The organism is Rhodospirillaceae bacterium, from assembly GCA_016722635.1.
Lineage (GTDB): Bacteria > Pseudomonadota > Alphaproteobacteria > JAEUKQ01 > JAEUKQ01 > JAEUKQ01.
The window spans coordinates 291,044-313,494 of record JADKIX010000010.1 but is presented as its reverse complement, the minus strand read 5'-3'; the positions used below and the strand labels follow the sequence as shown (position 1 = coordinate 313,494).

Sequence of the window (22,451 nt, the reverse complement as noted above, 5' to 3'; positions counted from 1 at the left end):
ATGGATCACGTATCAGGCAGCAAAATCTTTAACCGTACGGACCGCAGTGTTTTAAACATTTGGTGGTGGACGGTTGACCGCTGGACCATGGTGGCCATTTTCACGCTTTTATTGATCGGCGGTTTTATGAGTTTGTCGATTAGTGGCGCAACCGGTGGACGGATTGGTTTGGATACTTTTTATCTCGCCAGGCACCATTTAATAATGATCCCAGCAGCAGTGATCATTTTATTGTTTTTTTCATTGATGACGCTGCGGCAGTTATTTTGGTTATCCTGCATTATTTTAATCGGCATGATCTTTTTAGCAGGGCTGACCCCCTTGATTGGCAGCGAAATTAAAGGGGCTAGACGCTGGATCAGGCTTGCAGGTTTTTCCTTGCAACCGTCCGAATTTATCAAACCTGCTTTTGCCCTGGTGGCCGCCTGGTTATTGTCACGCCAACCATCCCGGCTAAAAAATTGGAAAGATTTTTTATCTTCTTGGGGTGGCTCCTTTTTATTATATGGATTGATTATTGCCCTACTGATCCGGCAACCAGATTTAGGGATGGCTTTCGTTGTTTCCCTAACATGGTTTTCCCAACTGTTCTTTGCAGGATTACATCGGTTCTGGATTCTTATTGTTTTGGTTGGGGGGGTTGTTGGATTACTGGCAGCTTACACTTTCTTGCCCCATGTCGCCGCACGGGTTGACCGTTTCCTTAATCCTGAAAGTGGCGATAATTTTCAGATCAATCAATCGCTTGCGGCTTTTGCCCATGGTGGTTTATATGGCAAGGGGCCGGGGGAAGGAACAGTTAAGAAAAATATTCCAGATGCCCATAGTGATTTCGTTTTTGCTGTCATCGGTGAGGAATTAGGGTTGATTATTTGCGTTTTCGTGGTGGGGATTTATTGTTTTATTTTCCTGCGCGGCATGTCCCGCTTGTTGCGTGAATCCTCACTTTTTATTCTGTTAGCCACCTCCGGCATCCTTCTGTCTTTCACCCTACAAGCCATGATTAATATTGCCTCTGCCATCAATTTGATCCCAACTAAGGGCATGACCTTACCTTTTATCAGTTATGGTGGTTCATCCATGCTAGCTGTATCAATGGCAATGGGCATGTTTTTATCCCTCACCCGCCAACGCCCAGGACAAATTGAAGGATTGCCATGAAAAAACCACAGAAAAATTTAATTATTATGGCGGCTGGCGGCACCGGCGGCCATTTATTCCCAGCAAAAGTTTTGGCCGCGGAGCTTAAGAACCGTCACTATCAGGTGGCTTTTATCTCGGACAAACGGGCTATCCCATTCCGGCAACCTGAAGATAAGGAAGACTGGCATTTTATTGATTCGGCCGGTGTTGTGGGCATCGGTATTTTTAAAAAAATAAGCAATTTATGGAAAGTTTTTAAGGGCTTGCGGCAAGCTAAAAAATTGCTGCGGTTTCTGCAACCAGCTGTGGTGGTAGGGTTCGGGGGATATGCTTCTTTCCCCACCATGCGAGCTGCCCAAAGTTTAGGAATCCCGACCGTCCTTCATGAACAAAATGCTGTCTTCGGTCGAGCCAACCGGCATTTGCTGGCCGGTGCCAATATCATTTGTTTAGGATTGCCTCAAATTACTAATTTACCTGCCGATTACATGTCCAAAATGCATGTGAGTGGTAATCCTGTCCGCACCGAAATTATTCAGGCGGCCCGTCATCCCTATATCAAGCCGCAACCAGCCCAAGCTTTTCATTTACTCATCCTGGGAGGAAGCCAGGGGGCGCAAAGTTTCTCGCGCTTTATTCCACCGGCAATCGCCCTTTTACCTTTGCGGTTGCGGCAATCATTGATCATCACTCAACAATGCCGCAGCGAAGACCTGGAAAATGTCCAAAATTTCTATGAAACCATTGGCATCAAGGCAAATCTTGGAAAATTCTTCCAAGATGTCCCTTCGCGGTTGGCAACATGTCAATTACTCATCAGCCGAGCAGGCGCCTCAACCATTGCGGAATTGTGTCTGGTTGGCCGCCCTGCCCTCCTTATCCCTTTACCATCGGCGGCAGATAACCACCAGGAAGCCAATGCTCAAATACTCGTGGATAATAAAGCAGGTTGGATGATGACAGAGTCAATGATTAAAGCTAGCCCCGAAGCACTGGCTAAAAAATTACAAGAATTAATGGAAAACCCGGACGAATTATCTTCAAGGGCTGAACGTGCCCGAACCTTGGCAAATGATCAAGCCGTTCATTATCTGGCCAATGCCGTTCTATCCCTGATTAGCAATCAACCCCATGAAGAATAAAGAATACACCCTATGAAATATGTATCAAAAAAAATCGGTATTATCCATTTTATCGGGATTGGCGGCATCGGTATGAGTGGTATTGCCGAGATTCTGCATAATCTTGGCTATCAGGTGCAAGGCAGCGATTTGACCGACAATTCCAATGTCGCCCGGCTGAAGAAAATGGGCATTACAGTCACCGTTGGCCATCACGCTGCCAATCTTGGCAACGCTGAAATTGTTGTGGTATCATCAGCTGTTAAGGATGATAACGCAGAATTGAAAGAAGCACGGCTGCGCCGTCTCATTATTGTCCGGCGAGCCGAGATGTTGGCTGAATTAATGCGCCTAAAACAATCCGTAGCTATCGCAGGCACCCATGGTAAAACCACCACAACCTCCCTAACCGCCGCTTTATTGGATGCAGGCAAACTTGATCCTACCGTAGTAAATGGCGGAATTATTAATAATTATGGGACTAATGCCCGCTTGGGAAGTGGGGAATGGATTGTGGTAGAGGCCGATGAATCAGATGGCACCTTCATTAAACTGCCCTCTACCATCGTCATTGTCACCAATATTGACCCTGAACACCTAGATCATTACGGCTCCGTAGCGGCTTTGCATGAAGGGTTTCATCAATTTATCAGCAATATCCCCTTTTATGGCTTTGCTGTTTTATGCATCGACCATCCTGTGGTACGCCAATTATATGAAAAAATTCAAAATAGGCGCTTAATCAGTTATGGATTCAGCCTTGATGCTGATCTATATGCCACCAATATCCGTACCGATATTAATGGCGCTACTTTTGATGTGGTTTTCAGCAATCGGACACAGGGGAAATTAAAAAACCTTAAAAATGTGCGTTTACCGATGATCGGTATGCATAATATCCAAAATTCTTTAGCATCTATTGCGGTTGCTAATGAGATTGGGTTGGATGCAACCCAAATATTACAAGGGTTAAGTTCTTTTGGTGGCGTTAAGCGTCGTTTTACCAAAACCGGCGAAGTCCACGGCATTACTGTTATTGATGACTATGGTCATCATCCCGTTGAAATTGAAGCGGTTTTAAAAGCAGCTAGGCAGGTTTGCCAGGGCAAAATTATTGCAGTTGTGCAACCGCACCGGTATAGCAGGCTTAAGGATTTGTTTGAAGACTTTGCAGCTTGTGCGGATTTGGCCGATTATATGATTGTAGCCGAGGTTTATCCCGCAGGTGAACAGCCAATTGCAGGCATTAACCGAGACAATTTGTTAAAAGCGATCCATAAGCGGGGGAAAACTCCTGCCGAAGGATTACTGAACCCAGCGGATTTGGCGAAGAAAATAGCCGCTGTTGCTAAATCTGGGGATCTGGTGGTGTGCTTAGGGGCCGGAAGCATTACCAATTGGGCCTATGCTTTACCAAGCGAACTCAGGGTATTATTAGGAAATAAAAGGTGATGGCCAGCAAAACACCCCCTTCCTCCGCTATATCTGGGATAAGGACAGATATTCCTAAAGTACGTGGCAAGATTAGCTATCAGGCTTCACTTGCAGAAATTACTTGGTTCCAAGTTGGGGGAGCAGCCGAAATCATGTTTCGCCCCCAAGATGTGCTGGATCTGCAAGAATTTCTAAGGCAGAAATCATCCACCCTGCCGGTAACGGTCATTGGCGTCGGATCTAATTTGTTGGTACGGGATGGAGGAATTGACGGGGTTGTCATTCGCTTGGGACGGGAATTCAACAAGATTGAAAAAAAATCCGCAACCCACTTATATGTTGGCGCGGCTGTTTTAGATACGCACATAGCGCGTACCGCCCAACAAGAAGGCATCGGCGGCATGGAATTCCTGTGTGGTATCCCTGGCACCTTGGGCGGCGGTATCCGCATGAATGCAGGCTGTTACGGCCGGGAATTTAAAGATATTGTCGAATCGGTTGATGTGGTGGGGATAGGCGGACTAGTGAAGCAAATACAGCTCAAAGATATCGGTTTTTCTTATCGCCATAGTCATTTGGGAGTAGGCGACATCATTATTGGAGCAACCTTGAAAGGCACACCCAGTGACCCCGCATCGATTGCAGCCATGATGCAAGATATCCAACAACAACGCCAATCAACCCAACCTATCCGTTCTAAAACAGGCGGCAGCACGTTTGCCAACCCTGATCCTGTTTTAAGTGGTGGCAAGAAGGCCTGGCAGTTGATCGATGCAGCCGGATGCCGGGGATTAAGGCTTGGGGATGCCATGGTCTCTGACATACATTGTAATTTTTTAATTAATACCGGTCGGGCAACAGCCGCGGATATTGAAGCATTAGGTGAACAAGTCCGCTTGCGTGTCCTTGAATATTCCGGCATCAATTTGACATGGGAAATTGACCGGGTTGGCAACCCCATTTCCCCAAAAAGGTAGGCAGGTCATGAATATGAAAAAATATACCAACGTGACCGTTTTGATGGGAGGATATTCCAGTGAGCGAGAGGTATCATTGGTCAGCGGCAAGGCTTGTGTAGAAGCTTTAAAGAAAGCCGGTTATCAGGTAAAAGCAGTTGATGTATCGTCCGATATCTCCCAATTGCTTCAACAGTTACAACCGAGCCCTGATGTGGTCTTTAATGCCCTTCATGGTAAATTTGGGGAAGATGGGCGCATTCAGGGGATATTGGATATGTTAGGAATCCCTTATACCCATTCCGGGATGTTGTCATCAGCCCTTGCTATGAATAAAGCCATGGCCCGGTTGGTCTTCCAACAATTAGGGTTGCGGGTTGCCAAAGGTTTTGTCAAGAGCCGCCAGGAAATTTTAAAATCAAAAGATTTAATGCCAAGGCCTTATGTGATTAAACCGATCGATCAAGGATCAAGCTTAGGGGTGGTTATTTTAAGAAATGGCGATAATATCACCTTACAAACACCAGATATTTTGTGCCCTAATCAGGATATGTTTTTAGTTGAGGAATATATTGAAGGACGCGAATTAACCGTTGGCGTATTGGGCAATCAAGCGCTTGCCGTCACAGAACTACAACCCGTTGGGCGTTTCTATGATTATGAATCCAAATATTCCGCTGGCAAAACCCGGCATATTATCCCCGCTTTAATTCCACCGGCAATTACTCAATTGGCCAAAGACTGGGCCCTAAAAGCTCATCAAGGCCTTGGCTGCAGGGGGCTTACCCGAACCGATTTTAGGTGGGATGAACGCTATCACGAAAAAGGCTTGTACATTCTTGAAATCAATACCCAACCCGGTATGACCCCTTTATCTTTGGCACCGGAACAAGCGGCTTATATTGGCATGACATTCAAAGAACTCGTTTATTGGATGGTGGAGAACGCAAGATGCGATCATTAAAAGATTTTCTAAAGGCCACAAAACACCCTTTACCAGAGGTTAAAATTTCCCTTGACCACCCCACACCAACCACTACCCCAGCATTATGGAGTTGGAAATTAAGGCCTTTTTGGCAAAAGCTGGTTGCCATTCGTCAATTAGATAAAAGGATTTATCTGGGCTTATTATTAATATTAGTGGCCCTTTTCATTTGGACGGGATGGATTGACCGCTTATGGGATAGCACGGGCAAAATGGCTGGTGATTTCAGTGCACGCCAAGGATTTGGTTTGCAAAGCATTCAAGTTAAGGGACGTGTTCACAGCAGTGCCGACTCGCTGCTTGAAGCCAGCCAATTGAAGGATGGCATGCCTTTATTAGCCATTGATTTATGGATGGTAAAGGAAAATTTGGAAAAACTGCCTTGGATTAAATCAGTTATCGTTGAAAGACGTTTTCCAAATACCATTTATTTACAAATTGAAGAAAAAACACCGGTAGCTATTTGGCAATACCAGGGCAAATTTTCTTTGATTGATGTGGAGGGTTTTATTATCCCGGTGAATGATGTCAGACAGTTCTCCCAATTAATGGTGGTGGTTGGTGAAAATGCCCCTAAACAAACACCCGATTTAATCAAAATATTAGCTTCGCAACCTGACTTACAAGAACGAGTAACCGCTGCTGTTTGGGTCGGTAATCGACGTTGGGATTTGCGGATTGATAATCGTGTTGAAATTATTTTACCTGAAGAAAATCCTGCAGAAGCATGGGCATTTTTAGCCAAACTCCAACAAGAACAGAAAATTCTAAATCAGCAGGTCAAACGAATCGATTTGAGGATTCCAGGCCGCCTGACGATGTCAGCACTCGGTGAAATATTTTCTACGTCCCCCGCTGTTCATGGCTTATAAGGCCAAAATATTTTTTTAAAAAAAATTACTTGGCTTTGTGGCTGCGGTTGGATTATTGAAAATTATGGCGAAAAATTATTTATCTGCCAGTTACTGAAAGTTTTTTTAAGATTATATGCAGAATAAGATGGGACAGCCAAAGTCAGATTCTTCAGCAACCACGGCTAGCAATATGAAGAAAAATAAAAACATCCCACGCCAAGGGATGTTGGCTGCGTTGGATATTGGGACTAACAAAATCTGTTGCTTGATTGCCCAAGCCGATGAACAACACAGGATGCGCATTCTGGGGATTGGCCATCATATGTCGCGCGGCTTGCGCAATGGTTCAATCGTGAATATGGAAGAAATGCAATCGGCTGTTATTAATGCCGTTCATGATGCAGAAAAAATGCAGGTGTAACGGTACAGAAAGTTATTGTTAATTTATCTGGTGGTTATCCCACTTCCCAAACGGTTAACATTGAGGTTGATATAAATGGCCAAGAAATCAGCGATAAAGATTTACGGAAAATCTTAAATCATGGTAGCTTGTCCGGGCATCATTTAGAAAGGCGCCTTATCCACTCCATCCCCGTTGGATATAGCTTGGACGGCAACCGGGGCATCCGGGATCCTCGCGGTATGTGTGGCCAAAAACTTGGGGTTGATATGCATTTGGTGACAGCAGCTGCCAGTGCCGTACGCAATTTAACATCCTGTATTACACGGTGCCATCTCGGGCTTAATTCCATCGTGACTTCTTCCTATGCTTCTGGTTTGGCAACATTGGTTGATGATGAGATTGATTTAGGGGTTACGGTAGTCGATATGGGGGCTGGAACCACCACGATTGCAGTGTTTTTCGATGGCAATCTTGTTTACACTGATTGCTTGCCTATTGGCGGGAATCATGTCACTAATGATATCGCGCGTGGCCTTTCCAGCCCACTGGTCGAGGCAGAACGCATAAAAACACTTTATGGACATTGCATCCCATCAACGGTTGATCAGCATGAGATTCTCCATGTACCGCAAATTGGTGAGCATGACCCACATCACACCCACCAAGTTTCACGTTCAATCTTGGTCGGTATTATCCAACCAAGGTTGGAAGAAACTTTTGAACTCGTGAGATCGCATTTGGAAATGAGCGGTTTTGAAAAGATATCGGGACGGCGGGTGGTATTAACCGGTGGCGCAAGCCAGCTTGGGGGAGTTAGGGATTTGGCAAGCCTTATCCTTAATAAACAAGTCCGTTTAGGGCGGCCCCTTGGCATATTGGGATTAGACGATATTACTGCCGGATCCGCCTTTTCAACCTGCGCCGGTTTATTAATTTACGGGCAGCAACATAATTTAAGCTTTGGTCGCTCTGAACCCCCTAAAAATATTGATCATAGCGGCTTTTTAGGAAAAATCAGCCATTGGTTAAGGGAGAACTTTTAAATGAAACGTAAAAAAACTGTTTCCAACACCCCGGAAACAATGCAAAATTCTTTAAACAACGATTTGTTATCTGCTAAACCGGATTCTCCATCAACCCCTTCTATTTCTATTCCCCCCAACCCTGTGCAGAAAAAAACGGAGTCGGCCATGAGCCTTAAATTATCGATGCCCAATACATCTTACGAGCTAAAACCCAGAATCACCGTGGTAGGTACAGGTGGTGCTGGTAGCAATGCGGTCAACAATATGATCCGTTCCAATTTGGAAGGCGTTGAGTTTGTCGTTTGCAACACAGACGCACAAGCCCTTTCCCAATCACTTTGCCAACATCGGGTACAGTTAGGGTCACAAGTTACCCAGGGCCTTGGCGCAGGCGCCCGGCCCGAAATTGGCCGAGCGGCTGCTGAAGAAAGCTTGGAGGAAGTGATTCGCTATATTCAAAATAGCAATATGGTCTTTATTGCCGCTGGGATGGGCGGAGGAACCGGGACAGGCGCTGCTCCTGTTATTGCCCGTGCTGCCCGTGAGCAAGGCATTTTGACTATTGGTGTGGTCACTAAACCATTTCACTTTGAAGGGTTACACCGGATGCGCTTGGCTGAGGCTGGGATCAACGAATTACAGCAATATGTTGATACCTTGATTGTGATCCCTAACCAAAATTTATTTCGTATCGCCAATGAAAAAACGACTTTTGCCGACGCCTTCCATCTTGCCGACCAAGTCTTGTATTCCGGCGTTCGTGGCGTTACCGATTTGATGGTCATGCCTGGGCTGGTTAACCTGGATTTTGCCGATATCCGTACCGTCATGTCGGAAATGGGAAAAGCCATGATGGGTACCGGCGAAGCGGAAGGTGATAATCGCGCTGTCAAAGCCGCTGAAGCTGCAATTTCGAATCCATTGTTGGATGATGTGTCAATGAAGGGTGCCCGTGGTGTCTTGATTAACATTACCGGCGGCTTAGATATGACTTTGTTTGAGGTAGATGAAGCAGCCAATCGCATTCGGGAAGAAGTCGATCCAGAAGCAAATATTATTTTTGGTTCCACTTTTGATGAGAGCTTGGTTGGTAAAATGCGGATTTCCGTGGTTGCAACCGGCATTGAATCAGAAGCAGCCATTCAACCGCGTAGCACCCAAATGTCGCATGCGGTTAATAACTCCCTGTCTTCTAATCGCCCTAATCTGAGGCCTGGGATTACCCAACCCGTCCAAACTTTTGCGCCAACTGCAAGGCGGCCAGAACCTACAACCGCACAACGGCCTTATTATCCGGATCAGGGGCGCGCACCCACACAACAACCGGCACAAGGCCAACCTTTTGCTTCACCCTCTCGTGATTCTTCCAAAACACAACAATCTTGGAAGCCTATGCCTGGGCCGGGTTCAACCATGATTAAACAACATATTGAGGAAGAACATTCCCAAGAACAAAACCGGGGGATGGCTTCAAGTTCAGCCCCGATGATGCAACCTGCTAATCCTAATATCCCTTCGCGGTCGCAACCTTCTGCAAATTTATTTACGCGCGTCAGCGGCAATGGTTCCCCGCAGCCATCTCCTCAGTACGGGTCACAGAATCGCCCTGTCGCTCAAAGTGATCCGCGGTTTTCTGCAAGCCCCAATAATAGCGCTAGCAATCCTAAAACCGCTATTCCACCAAAACCAATGACTGGGGCAACGACAAACGCTCCATCTTCCAATAATTCCACCCCACCCACTTTACAAGTACGGGTAACAAGCCAAGAGAACAGGACCCCGTCTAATAAAGCGGATGAGGAGATGCTTGATATTCCTGCTTTCTTAAGACGCCAAGCAAACTAAATATATGTAGCCGGATTGGTATTTACACGATCGACCGGCTATTTGTATTCTGCTTATATTCTGTATATATAAATTTATTATGATGATATTTGCTGATTCCGAGGGATAGGATGTATTCAAAAATTCGTGGAAACTTATTTGTTTTGATGGGTTGTGCCTGGTTAGCGGCTGGCACAGCAGGATGTTCAAGTTCAGAAAAAGAATTATATTTAGAAGAATCCCCCGAAGTCATTTATAATTTAGGCTATAATGCTTTATCTGCAGGCGACCTTAAAAATGCAGCCAAGCTTTTTAACGAAGTTGAGCGCCAACATCCTTATTCCGTTTGGGCCCTTCAAGCGCAGCTGATGGCAGCCTATGCGTATTATTCCAGCAAACAATATGACGATGCGGTACTAGTTCTTGAGCGCTTTATCGAGCAACATCCAGGCAACCCAAATGTTCCTTACGCTTATTATCTAAGGGCAATTTGTTTTTATACACAAATTGTCGATGTAGGACGCGACCAACGAAACACCGAATTGGCCTTACAAAGTTTTCAAGAGGTTGTGGGTAGGTTCCCTGAATCGCCCTACGCTCGTGACGCCCAATATAAGTTAGATCTTATTCGCGACCACTTGGCTGGCAAAGAGATGGAGATTGGACGATTTTATCAAAAACAACAATTATATTTGGCAGCCCTTAACCGTTTTCGGAATGTATTGCAAAATTATCAAACCACTGGCCACGTGCCAGAAGCTTTACACCGGTTAACGGAAAGTTATTTATCGTTAGGTGTGGTAGATGAAGCGCAGAATGCTGCGGCCGTTTTAGGATATAATTTTCCGGGAAGCGAATGGTACCAAGATAGTTACAAACTTTTGGTCCAAAGCAATCTGAAGCCTTTACGCAAACAAAATTCCTGGCTGAAACTCATTTTTTAAGCAACAGATATGTTGACCAGCCTCAACATCCAAAATGTTGCGCTAATCGACAAATTACAGCTCGATTTATCAGCAGGGTTGAATGTTTTAACCGGGGAAACCGGGGCCGGTAAATCGATTTTGCTAGATGCGTTAGGCCTTGCCTTAGGACAACGGGCTGAACTGCAGCTGATCCGAACTGGGTGCTCGCAGGCTTTGGTTCAGGCTGTTTTTGAACTTCCCCAAGAACATCCGGTTTATGATATTTTGGCCTCCGCCGAACTACCTGTCGATAAAACCGAACCGTTAATTTTACGCCGGCAATTGTATCAAGACGGCCGCAGCCGTTGTTTCATTAATGATCATAGTGTGACGGCAGGCCTTTTGAAACAAGTAGGCTTGTTACTAGTGGATGTAGTTGCTCAATTCGATCAGCGCCGTCTGCATAATCTTCAAACTCAATTGGAATTGTTAGATAATTTTGCCGGATTAAGCATTGAAGTGAAACTGATGGAGCAGTTGTATCGAGATTGGCAAAAAATAAGTACGGCCTATCAAGAAAAATGCCAACAGTTTGAGGCAGAAAAAAAAGAGCAAGAATACCGTCAGCATATTTTAGAAGAACTGGATGAGTTTAAGCCGGTACTCGGTGAAGAACAAAAACTTTTGGATGAGCGGCAATTATTGGGACACCAAGAAAAATTATTGGTGTTATTGCAAGATTTGCAACATGACCTGCTGGGTGAAAAAGGGGTAATCAAAAGCTTGTCCCATGCGAACCGCCGCATGGATCGTACATCCTTACCTATCCCTCAGCTGGCTGTTTTGAAAACCATTTTGGATCAGGCCACAACCAGCAGCCAAGAAGCAGGCAGCTTGCTGCAACAGATCATTCAGCAGCGTCGAGGCGATCCTAGACGGCAATTGGAAAAAATTGAAGAACGTTTACTCGACTTGCGCGAATTGGCGCGCAAACATCAGGTTACCCCCGATAATCTGCCTCAATTTCATGAAAACTTGCACCAAAAATTGCAAAATTTCCAATTGGCAAATGGCCATTTAACCCTATTGGCAGAAGAAGAAAAAGCAGCTCGGAAAATCTTCGTACAGGCTGGCAATATGTTAAATCAAAAACGTCGGCAAGCCGCTGAAGCCTTATCGCAGGAAGTGACCCAACATTTGGCAAAATTGAATTTGGAGCGGGCGCTTTTTCAAGCCCAGCTTGACCTATTGCCAGAAGAAAGCTGGAACCAGCGGGGCGGCAGCAAGGTCAGTTTCCTGGCGGCGATCAACCCTGGTAGCCCATTCGCACCCCTGCATAAAATTGCCTCCGGCGGGGAATTATCGCGCTTCATGCTGGCGTTGAAATTGGCGCTTCAACACGCCGATCCGGTATCCACCATGATTTTTGATGAAATAGATACAGGTGTCAGCGGTGCTACCGCAGCCGCGGTTGGGCAGGCATTGGCGACGCTGGCGGGTTCGGTACAATTGTTAGTGGTAACCCACCTGCCCCAAGTCGCCAGTCAAGGGCAAAACCATTGGCATGTCCGCAAACAAGTGATCAATGAACAAACCCGTACCACAATCCATTTATTAACCGCCCCTGAACGCCGGGAAGAGATTGCCCGCATGATCGCCGGTAGTACTATTAGTGATGAAGCGCGGGCAGCAGCCGAAAAACTGCTTCAAAAACAAAATCCCATTGCTTCTTCTAAAAAACATTTAAAGAATTTGCCACTTCCCTCCAAGCATGCAGATTAATTCATGACTCCTTATCGCCATATCCCCATCAATCACTTAACTAAAGAACAGGCAAAAGAAGAATTAACCATTTTGCTTGCTGAAATCGTTCGCTATCAGGAAAGGTATAAAGAACAGATTAACCCTCCGATCATCGATAATGATTATGAAGCGATCAAAGAAAGATACCAAAATATTGAAAAAAAGTTCCCAGACTTAGCCTATGAAAGCTGGCCCTTTTTCTGGCCGGGGAAAGAAATTAAATGAATTCCCATCGTCTAATTCCCATTGATCACCTAAACCCCGAAGAAGCCACGATCGAGCTTGAGCATTTAGCCAAGGAAATTGCTGAACATAATCAACGCTACCATCAACAAGATAATCCCACCATCAGCGATGCTGCCTATGATGCGTTAATGCGGCGCAATCAGGACATTGAAAAAAGGTTTCCTGCCCTGCAGCGCCCGGACAGCCCCAGCTTGAAAGTAGGATTTACACCGTCATCCGGTTTTCAAAAAATCACCCATCGCCAAGCCATGTTGTCTTTGGATAATGCTTTTTCTAAGGAGCAAGTCCAGGATTTCATAAACCGTATTTGTCGTTTTTTAGGGTTGCCTTTGACCCATTCCTTCGATTTTATTGCGGAACCTAAAATTGACGGCGTATCGGCTAATCTCACCTATGAAAAAGGGGTTTTGGTGCAAGCCGCCACCCGGGGGGATGGAACGGTTGGCGAGGATGTCACTACCAATGCACGCACCATTGCTTCGATCCCTTCCCAATTAGTGGACAAGCAGTTGCCAGAACAAATCGAAATACGGGGGGAAATTTATATCCCCAAATCGCAATTCCAACAATTAAACCAGCAACGGCAACAGGCAGGTGATCCCCCGTTTGCCAACCCCCGCAATGCCGCTGCTGGCAGTTTGCGCCAGTTGGATGCACAAATCACCGCCAACCGCCCGTTGCGCTTCTTTGCGTATGGCACAGGGGCTATACAAGCGGGGATTTGGCAACAACCGGATACCCATTTAGGCTGGTTGCAACAATTGCAACAATGGGGATTCACGGTCAACCCGCTGTACCGTCTGTGCCATCAAACAGATGATTTACTGGCTTTTCACCAAGAATTAGAAAATGCCCGCCACCAGTTGGATTATGATATTGACGGGGTTGTTTATAAAATTAATACCCTGGCTTTACAGCAGCGTTTGGGTTTCATCAGCCGCGCCCCACGCTGGGCCATTGCCCATAAATTCTCGGCGGAACAAGCCACCACCATCCTTAAAAACATTAATATCCAGGTGGGGCGTACTGGCATTTTGACGCCAGTAGCCGATTTGGAACCTGTAACGGTGGGCGGCGTTGTGGTTGCGCGTGCCAGCTTACATAACCAAGATGAAATTGAACGCAAAGATATCCGAATTGGTGATAAGCTGGTGGTTCGGCGGGCAGGCGATGTTATCCCGCAAATCATCCAAGTGATATTGGCGGATCGGCCACAAGACAGCCAACCGTTTCAATTCCCTCAGCAATGTCCTATTTGTGGCAGCCCTGCCAAACGCTTGGTTGGCATGGCCGCCTGGCGTTGCACGGGTGGGGTCAGCTGCCCTGCCCAAGCAGTTGAACGCCTCAGGCATTTTGTCAGCCGCGATGCTTTTGATATTACGGGTTTAGGTATTCGTCACTTAGAAGAATTTTACCAAGACAAACTGATCCAAAGCCCTGCAGATATTTTCCGCCTGCACCAGCATCGGGAGAATTTAATGAAACGGGAGGGTTGGGGCAGTTTGTCGGTACGGAATTTATTGTCAGCCATTAATGACCGGCGCCGGATCAGTTTGGAACGTTTTATTTATTCGCTTGGCCTTCCCCAAATTGGTTCGGTTACCGCCCAGTTACTCGCCAAACATTATCATGACTGGCCGTCTTTAAGGCATTCCATCCAGAACGCCCAGGATCGGCAATCAACTTCCTACCAAGAATTAGATGACATCGAAGGCATTGGCGAAGCCATGGCGGAAGATATTGTTGACTCGCTGAATGACAGCCATCAACAAGCCATCATCCGTGATTTATTGCAGGAAATTCAGGTATTGCCCTATGAACCCCCGCTCTGCCTCCAGCACCCATCCCCTAAGTGGAAAAATCGTTGTTTTCACGGGTACTTTACAGCAAATGTCCCGCGGGGAAGCCAAAGCCATTGCGGAAAAATTAGGTGCCAAGGTGGGCAGCGCCGTTTCCAAAAAAACCAATTTGCTAGTATGTGGGGCCGATGCCGGTTCCAAGGAAAAACAGGCGAAGGAATTGGGTATAAAAATTATCCTAGAGAAAGAATGGCTGCAGTTGATTCATTAAAATATTAGACTAGCCATCTGATTTATTAGTTGATACCCTGATTCTGCTGCGTAAAATCATCATTAGTCATATTTGTGCCGATATTATCTAAAACCTCTAAGTTTTTAACGGCGCTGTTGCCCAAGCCAGGTATTTCTGGGTATTTGCCAAAATCAAAGGCTGCAGTTCTTGGTACACGCGTTGATGATAGGCATCAACCCAGGCAATTTCCTCAGACGTTAACAATGATATATCGATCAGGCGGCGGTCAAACGGCGCCAAGGTTAAGTTTTCAAACCCCAACATTTCCCGCTCAGCTCCGGCAATGGTTGCAGGCACCACGAGCACCAGATTTTCAATCCTGATGCCGTAAGCACCCGCTTTATAATAACCGGGTTCATTCGACAAAATCATGCCGGGTTGTAAAGCCACTTGGTTCGGCGCTGCACTGATGCGCTGCGGCCCTTCATGCACGCTTAGATAGCTGCCCACACCGTGGCCCGTGCCATGGTCATAATTTAACCCGTATTGCCACAGTGGGTAGCGGGCAATTGCATCCAGTTGGTGGCCACTCACCCCTTTGGGGAACTTAGCAGCCCCCAAGGCAATATGCCCCTTTAACACCAAGGTGAAATGTTTTTTCATGTCAGCGGTTGGATTGCCAATGCTGATGGTGCGAGTTATATCTGTCGTGCCATCCAAATACTGCCCGCCGGAATCAAGTAACAACAGCTCGCCTTCCTTTAATAAGCGATTGCTTGCAGATGTTGCCCGGTAATGGACAATCGCCCCATGCGGACCGGCCCCTGCAATAGTCTCAAAACTGATGCCGCGGAATAAGGCGTTTTGCTGGCGAAATTGATACAGTTGATCCGCAACCGACAATTCGGTTAAGGGGCGTTTGTTTTTAACCTCTTCCTCCAGCCATGCCAATAAATTGCAAATCGCGGCGCCATCACGCTGATGGCTGGCACGCGTTCCTTTAACCTCGGTTGCATTTTTACAAGCGCGTGGCAATTGGCAAGGATCGGAAGCCCGCTTGATCACCGCGCCGGATTTTTCCAACCGGTTAAAAAACCACTCTGCCGTAATATCGGGATCCACCATAATTGTTTTCTGCTGCTGGCCTAATTGATCAATCTTTGTGCCTAATAGGGAAATCGGATGCAATTGGATGGTTGGCGGTAATTGCTGTTTAATATTAGCAGGCAGTTTGCGCAGATCAATCAACCAATCGATTTGTTGATTTTGATGAAAAATAGCGACACTATGGGCGAAAGGCGTATTAGGAACATCCCCACCCCTGATATTCAAAAGCCAGGCAATTGATTCGGGTGCGGTCAAGACCACTGCGTCCGCTTGTTTTTGTTGCAATTCTTGCGCCAAGAGAGCGCTTTTTTCCTGGACATTCCGACCGGCATATTGCACTGGCTGGATGGCCACGGGCGAAATCGGCAGTTTCGGATGATCTACCCAAATTTGGTCAATCGGGTTTTTATCCAGCCTTACTAAGACCGCCCCCACTTTCTCAGCAGCCTGCATGAAACGCTGCAATTGGTTGGGGGTATGTAACCACGGGTCATACCCCAAACGCTGACCTTTTTGTAAATTCTTGACTAACCATCCATCGCTGGGTTGTTCGCGGTCTAGGAAGGGGATAAAACATTCAGCATCCGTTTGTTGTCCAGCTTGTAAAATATAGCGGCCATCCACAAATAAAGCGGCCTTTTCTTGCAACACCACCGCCAAGCCGTAGGATCCGGTAAACCCGGTCAACCAAGCTAATCTTTCGGCATAGAGAGCCACATATTCCCCTTGATATTCATCGGTACGCGGGATAAGGAATCCATCTAATTTTTGTTGCAGAAGATACCCACGCAATTGTTGTAACCGTTGACGGCAGCCTTGCTTGGTTGCAGCCAAGGATAAGTTCGTGGGATAATCTTTTTGTAACTGATTTTTTAAAGCCAGTAACTGCTGAACCAAATCCGCCACATTCGGATCTTTAATGACTGACGACCACGGACTTTTATGAGCATCTGATTTTTGAACCAAACCCGAATTCATTTTAGCGTCCCTTGATGACAATCCCGCACTTTCGCCGCTAAACCCAATGGTCTGGATTAAATTCACATTCTTTTGATCCGCAACCAGCGACAACCACATATTTTCATGGATATCAACCGGGGCTGCTAAAACTCCTTGGATCAACTCATAAATATCGGATACGCCCTGTTTAAAAGCAGTTTTCTTTAAAAGCCCTTCTAAATAAGCGTCCCCCCGATAGTTTGTCATTTTCCCCAATTCCTTTGTTATTTTAACTTGGTTGCTGATCTATTGTGGATATTATCGGGAATTTACAGCAATTCCAGCTGAATTCGCGTGATGCAAATATGCAACAATTATTCATAAAAAGAAAAAGGCCTTTGTTAGCCAAGGATATTAATATCTTTTATTGGTTATATTTTTTACTTCAAGGATTAATTTTGCAATAATATTTCTTATATACCGCTTATTATCGCATGTTTATTACATAAAAAAGCATTAGCCATGATTTTTACGATTAATATGCTGCAATGCAAAATAATCTTGTTATTATTCCATTATTATGCTACAAAGGTGGCTGTGAAGGCGTGCAATTAAAAATTAGCAATTGCAGCAAAACAATTTTTCGTTTTGTTTGTTGCAGAAATAATGCGTCTCCGCATCAGTCATTTTTACAAAGGTTTAAATCCATGAAAAATAGTAGAATAGTTAAAACTAAATCCCCACCTGGTTTAAAGACAAAGCAGGCTCAAAATACATCTATCAAGACGTCTGTATCGACTTTTACCCAGATGGTCCGTTCAATCCGGTTTATGAAAAACCAGCGGCGACTGTCTTCACGCCAAGCGTTAGCAAGACGTGAATTAAACGGTTTCAGCAGCCATATGATGGAAGATATTGGCGTGGCGGGTGACGTTTCCCAAAATGGGGATAGCACCAGCCACTATGCGTCCTTCACAAACAAACCATCTAGCGATCATTATCATCTCATGCTTTGCCCGCTAGCCGTCGGCAGCAAGACAACAGATGGCTACCTCCATTGCCCCCAGGAAAGCAACGATTTAAAATTGAAACAAGTTGCCTAAAACAAGGGAAACCCTTCCCTGTTGCGCATAATTATTTATTAATCCGCCACTTTTCATTACCGATCTTTTTTCATCCCTTCCTTATTACACTTCCTCAGCATTTATTCTATCATCCGCTGGCTTTGCCTGATGTTTAACAACCAACACGGTCCATTCTTGCATCCGCAAGCGTTCTTCCACAACCAATCCCTGTTGTTGCTGAGCCTTTTCAACCTGGTCTTCTTGGGAAATCAACAAACCGGATAAAACGGCTGCTCCATTGGGCGCCAAATTCTTAGCCAAACCATAAGCCATATCACATAAGGGACGCGCCAGTATGTTGGCCATTATTAAATCATAGGGACCCTGTTTTTTAACCCATGTACCATACCCATTACTCCAACGCACATTGATCCGACCTTTTAATTCATTTAGCCGGATATTTGCCCGGGCCACTTCCAAAGCTTCATAGTCCTTATCAACTGCCAATACTGTTGCTTTTTTCCATAAAGAAGCGGCCGCCATTGCCAAAATGGCACTGCCTGATCCCATATCCAAAATATTATAAAATTGCCGCTTGCGTTTATAGAAAGTGTGCAGCACATTTAAGCATCCGGCGGTGGTTTCATGGCGCCCAGTGCCGAAAGCCAATCCCGCATCAATTTTTAAAGGGGTTAGGCGGATAGGTAATTTTCCCCGGTAAAATGAGCCGTAGATAAAAAATCTGCCCACCTTAAAAGGCGCTAATATTTGCTCACTTTCTTTCACCCAATCTTTGGCGGGGAGTGGAGCTGCATCAATCAAATATCCATCAATCAATTGCTGGTCTAAATATTCTTGAAAGAAAGTTTTCTTTGATGCGAGAGAATGGTTCGCTAAGATTTCAACAACCCACTGCTTCAGGTTATTTTCAAAACTGGAAACAGCAATCCCTAAACCTTCACCCATTTCTTCTAATTTAACGCGGTGCCGATCAGCAGCACCCTCTGGCAAAGTCACTTGCAATATCCATAGATTATCCATTTGTCTCCCCTATCCTGCTACATTTGCGGCCACTAAAAAAGCAGCCATGACCTTTTTGGTCCCCGCTTTATCAAAGGCGATTTCCAAATGCTCCCCCTCACGATTAAGCACTATACCATAGCCAAATTTTTGATGGAATACCTTATCGCCTTGTAAAAATTTTTTATCTGTCCCTATAACCGTTGGCCTGTTGATCGCCAAATCACCCCGGATGGAATTATTTTGCAGGAATGGCAAAGGTTGGCGTATCGGCCGGGTGTTTTTTTCAGGGACCAATTCAGCGGATTGGGAGGAAGATTTTTGCGCCCATATGTAATTCCATTTTTCCGCCAGCAAGCTTGTTTGTATAGGCTCAACTGCCGTTTTGGGTAATTCCCAAATAAACCGAGATGGCAAAGCGTGCTGCCACAACCCATATAAACGGCGGCTATTGGCATAGGTTATATATAAGCGTTGGCGAGCCCGGGTGATCCCTACATAAGCCAGTCTTCTTTCTTCCTCTAATCCCTGGTTACCGGTCTCGTCAAGCGCCCGCTGATGGGGAAACAACCCTTCCTCCCATCCAGGTAAAAATAATATGTTGAATTCAAGGCCTTTCGCACTATGCAGCGTCATAATGGTTACCATATCTTCGGGATTACCCTCAGCGTTTTCCATAACCAAGCTGACATGCTCCAAGAATCCTGCCAAATTATCAAACTGCTCCATTGCCGATATCAGTTCTTTTAAATTTTCAAGGCGGCCAATCGAATCGGGAGATGGATCTTTTTGCCACATCTCCGTATACCCTGATTCGTCTAAAATAAGCCGGGCCAGATCGGTATGGCGTTGCTGCGATGACAGTGCCCGCCAACGCTCAAAATTACTCATAAAACTGGCTATAGAACGACGTGCCGACGTGTTTCCCTGTTGTTCGGCTGCAAAACGTTTGGCTGCTTCCGTTAGACTGCACGTATGTTGTTTAGCCAGCTGATATAATAACCGAATAGTGGTATCGCCAATTCCACGCCTGGGTTTATTAATAATGCGCTCGAAAGCCAAATCATCCCGCGGCTGATACACTAACCTTAAATATGCTAGGGCATCACGAATTTCCAGTCTTTCATAAAATCTTGGCCCCCCAATCACCCGGTATTTAATGCCAAATGTTAGAAACCGTTCTTCAAACTCCCGGGTTTGGGCACCCGTTCGCACCAGGATAGCAATGGCCCCCAAACTATGGCCACGGCGTTGCAATGCTTCAATTTCTTCCGCGACATATCTTGCCTCCTCCGTCCCATCCCAGAAATTACCCAGCTGCACTTTGTCTCCGCCAACCATATTGGTATGCAAGGTTTTACCCATCCTTTGCTTATTATGGGAAATAATGCCTGAGGCTGCCGCCAAAATATGGGGGGTTGAACGGTAATTCTGCTCAAGCCGTACAATTTTTGCCGTGGGGAAATCCTGGCTAAATTTTAAAATATTGCCAATCTCTGCCCCCCGCCACCCATAAATGGATTGATCATCATCGCCGACACAACAGAGATTTTGATGCTTTTGCGATAATAACCGTATCCATAAATATTGGGCGGTATTAGTATCTTGATATTCATCCACCATTAGAAAGCGGAATTGCTGGTGATATTGGCCCAAAACATCAGGATGAGAGCCCAATATCTGCAAATTATGCAATAGCAAATCACCAAAATCACAACAATTAAGGTTTTTCAGTCGCTCCTGGTAAGCGGCGTATAAAAGTGGTAACTTAACATGGACAAAGTTATTGACCGATAAATTTTGGACATGGCTTGGGAAAAGACCTTTATCTTTCCATCTTGAAAATATCCCTGCCACTTGCCTGGCGGGCAATTTTTGGTCATCGATATTTTCACTTTGCAATAATTGTTTAATCAATCGTTGCTGATCATCTTCATCCAAGATTGTAAATTGGGGGGTTAATCCAACCAATTCCGCATGACGCCGCAAAAGACGGGCAGACAAAGAATGAAAAGTACCTAACCACCACCCCTCAACTGGCCGCTGTAAAACAGCAGCAACCCGGGATTTCATCTCCTGAGCGGCCTTATTGGTAAAAGTAACCGCCAATAACTGATTGGGATAAGCCCGGCCCGTGGCAAGAATATGCGCTATCCTGGCGATTAAAACCCGTGTTTTACCGGTACCTGCACCTGCCAAAATTAGCAACGGCCCATCAATGGTTTCCGCGGCTTCCTGTTGTTCTTTATTCAGGTCAAGCTTCAAGGAAGGGATCATATTTTGCTTTTTCCATCAAAGACTATTATATATATTGCCGAAATTAATTTTTATTACTTATTCACCCTAGCACGGAATGGCTTTTTGTCATTTCTTTCTTGATAAAGTACGATTTTTAACGTTCGCCTCAATTCTGAAAAAAATTTGAAAGTTTATCGATGCCCAAAATAACTGAATACATCCCTTTATTAACTGGGACCACCTTGACCCAGCGGCAAATTATTGTCCATCGTTTTGGCGTTAGAGGAGCAAGACCTAAAGCCTATATCCAAGCTTCTTTGCATGCGGATGAAATTCCTGGGATGTTAGTTGCCCATCATTTGTTAAAATTATTGGATCAGGCCGATCAAAAAAAACAAATTTGCGGTGAAATTGTTGTTATACCGGTTGCTAATCCCATCGGCCTAAGCCAATTTATGAATGCCAAATTAACTGGCCGGTATGAACTAGGGGGGGCCGGGAATTTCAACCGCAATTGGCCGGATTTATATTCGGCATTACCCGAAACCATCGGCCATCTTTTAACCCCTAACGCCGACCGCAATACCCAAATTATCCGCCAGGGAATCCAGCAAATTTTAGACCAAGCCACGCCTTTCAGTGAAATGAGCAGCCTGAAATTGACATTGGCACGATTGGCTTTTGATAGTGACTTTGTTTTGGATTTACATTGCGATGACGAAGCCTTGATGCATTTATTTCTAACCCCTGCCCATTGGCCGGATGCAACCGATTTGGCTGCAGAACTGGGCAGTTATGCCAGTTTACTAAGTGCTGATTCGGGCGGGCAATCTTTTGATGAAAGCCTTAGCACGCCCTGGATTAAATTGGCGACAGATTTTCCCAATTGGCCAATTCCTGCCGCCTGTATGGCGGCAACGGTTGAGCATCGGGGTTCAGCCGATGTCAATGACGAATTAGCCTTAAAAGACGCACAAGGCATTTTCCGCTTTCTGCAGCGCCGCCAGCTGGTTGCTGGCAATCCTGGGGCTTTACCGCCTTTGCTTAACCAAGCGACAGACTTTACGGCCTGCGATATTATCAAAGCACCGACGGGGGGGATCGTTGTTTACCGCAAAAAATTAGGCGCGCCAGTTAAAAAGGGGGAAGTTATTGCTGAAATTGTAGACCCAGCCGCAATTGATCCTTCCCAAGCAAGGATCCCGGTTGTCAGTGTGACAGATGGTTTTATTTTATCCAGGCGACTGGATCACTTCCTTCGGCCCAGCGATACGGTTGCCAAAGTGGTTGGCAAAATTCCTTTACCACACCGGAATGGTCTGTTACTGGAAGATTAATGAACGCAACAATGGC

At 45.6% G+C, this 22,451-nt stretch carries 15 protein-coding genes and 2 pseudogenes; 14 read left to right on the top strand and 3 right to left on the bottom strand.

Going from position 1 to position 22,451, the window contains the following annotated elements; translation table 11 throughout:
- The 12 genes and pseudogenes from IPP67_05790 to ligA all read left to right on the top strand — a co-directional run bounded on the left by IPP67_05790 (window position 1) and on the right by ligA (window position 14,769).
- On the top strand, window positions 1-1,161 hold the full coding sequence (locus IPP67_05790) for a cell division protein FtsW (GenBank protein ID MBL0338679.1): 1,161 nt from the start codon (window positions 1-3) through the stop codon (window positions 1,159-1,161).
- The gene (gene murG / locus IPP67_05785; GenBank protein ID MBL0338678.1) at window positions 1,158-2,285 is read left to right on the top strand and encodes an undecaprenyldiphospho-muramoylpentapeptide beta-N-acetylglucosaminyltransferase; all 1,128 of its coding nucleotides are present in this window, start codon (window positions 1,158-1,160) and stop codon (window positions 2,283-2,285) included. Before IPP67_05790 ends, murG begins: the two co-directional genes overlap by 4 nt.
- 12 nt (window positions 2,286-2,297) lie before the next feature.
- Window positions 2,298-3,716 (top strand): UDP-N-acetylmuramate--L-alanine ligase, encoded by a 1,419-nt coding sequence (locus tag IPP67_05780; protein ID MBL0338677.1) that lies wholly within the window; start codon window positions 2,298-2,300, stop codon window positions 3,714-3,716.
- Window positions 3,716-4,675: a UDP-N-acetylmuramate dehydrogenase gene (gene murB, locus IPP67_05775; GenBank protein MBL0338676.1), complete on the top strand. Its 960-nt coding sequence runs from the start codon at window positions 3,716-3,718 to the stop codon at window positions 4,673-4,675. Before IPP67_05780 ends, murB begins: the two co-directional genes overlap by 1 nt.
- A 13-nt stretch (window positions 4,676-4,688) precedes the next feature.
- Window positions 4,689-5,618, top strand: a complete 930-nt coding sequence (locus IPP67_05770; GenBank protein MBL0338675.1) for a D-alanine--D-alanine ligase — start codon at window positions 4,689-4,691, stop codon at window positions 5,616-5,618.
- Complete coding sequence (locus tag IPP67_05765) at window positions 5,606-6,511, top strand: FtsQ-type POTRA domain-containing protein (GenBank protein ID MBL0338674.1); 906 nt, start codon at window positions 5,606-5,608, stop codon at window positions 6,509-6,511. Before IPP67_05770 ends, IPP67_05765 begins: the two co-directional genes overlap by 13 nt.
- 172 nt (window positions 6,512-6,683) lie before the next feature.
- Window positions 6,684-7,939, top strand: a pseudogene (gene ftsA / locus IPP67_05760) (cell division protein FtsA).
- Between the two features lie 147 nt (window positions 7,940-8,086).
- Complete coding sequence (gene ftsZ / locus IPP67_05755) at window positions 8,087-9,766, top strand: cell division protein FtsZ (protein ID MBL0338673.1); 1,680 nt, start codon at window positions 8,087-8,089, stop codon at window positions 9,764-9,766.
- Window positions 9,767-9,912: 146 nt separating this feature from the next.
- The gene (locus IPP67_05750; GenBank protein MBL0338672.1) at window positions 9,913-10,689 is read left to right on the top strand and encodes an outer membrane protein assembly factor BamD; all 777 of its coding nucleotides are present in this window, start codon (window positions 9,913-9,915) and stop codon (window positions 10,687-10,689) included.
- 9 nt (window positions 10,690-10,698) lie between these two features.
- Complete coding sequence (recN, locus tag IPP67_05745) at window positions 10,699-12,432, top strand: DNA repair protein RecN (protein MBL0338671.1); 1,734 nt, start codon at window positions 10,699-10,701, stop codon at window positions 12,430-12,432.
- Between the two features lie 3 nt (window positions 12,433-12,435).
- Complete coding sequence (locus tag IPP67_05740) at window positions 12,436-12,678, top strand: hypothetical protein (protein MBL0338670.1); 243 nt, start codon at window positions 12,436-12,438, stop codon at window positions 12,676-12,678.
- Window positions 12,675-14,769 (top strand): annotated as a pseudogene (gene ligA, locus IPP67_05735) (NAD-dependent DNA ligase LigA). Before IPP67_05740 ends, ligA begins: the two are co-directional and overlap by 4 nt.
- 96 nt (window positions 14,770-14,865) lie before the next feature.
- Here ligA and IPP67_05730 read toward each other — a convergent pair.
- Window positions 14,866-16,815, bottom strand: coding sequence for an aminopeptidase P family protein (locus tag IPP67_05730; protein ID MBL0338669.1), 1,950 nt, complete (start codon window positions 16,813-16,815; stop codon window positions 14,866-14,868).
- A 668-nt stretch (window positions 16,816-17,483) separates the two neighbouring features.
- On the opposite strand from IPP67_05730, the gene IPP67_05725 reads away from it, so the two are divergent.
- Window positions 17,484-17,879, top strand: a complete 396-nt coding sequence (locus IPP67_05725; protein ID MBL0338668.1) for a hypothetical protein — start codon at window positions 17,484-17,486, stop codon at window positions 17,877-17,879.
- Window positions 17,880-17,963: 84 nt separating this feature from the next.
- On the opposite strand, the gene IPP67_05720 is transcribed toward IPP67_05725, so the two are convergent.
- Together IPP67_05720 and IPP67_05715 are read right to left on the bottom strand one after the other, a co-directional pair.
- Window positions 17,964-18,881, bottom strand: coding sequence for a 50S ribosomal protein L11 methyltransferase (locus IPP67_05720; GenBank protein ID MBL0338667.1), 918 nt, complete (start codon window positions 18,879-18,881; stop codon window positions 17,964-17,966).
- Between the two features lie 9 nt (window positions 18,882-18,890).
- Window positions 18,891-21,137 (bottom strand): UvrD-helicase domain-containing protein, encoded by a 2,247-nt coding sequence (locus tag IPP67_05715; protein MBL0338666.1) that lies wholly within the window; start codon window positions 21,135-21,137, stop codon window positions 18,891-18,893.
- Window positions 21,138-21,295: 158 nt separating this feature from the next.
- Here IPP67_05715 and IPP67_05710 point away from each other — a divergent pair, with 158 nt between their 5' ends.
- Complete coding sequence (locus IPP67_05710) at window positions 21,296-22,435, top strand: succinylglutamate desuccinylase/aspartoacylase family protein (protein ID MBL0338665.1); 1,140 nt, start codon at window positions 21,296-21,298, stop codon at window positions 22,433-22,435.
- Window positions 22,436-22,451: the final 16 nt, after the last annotated feature.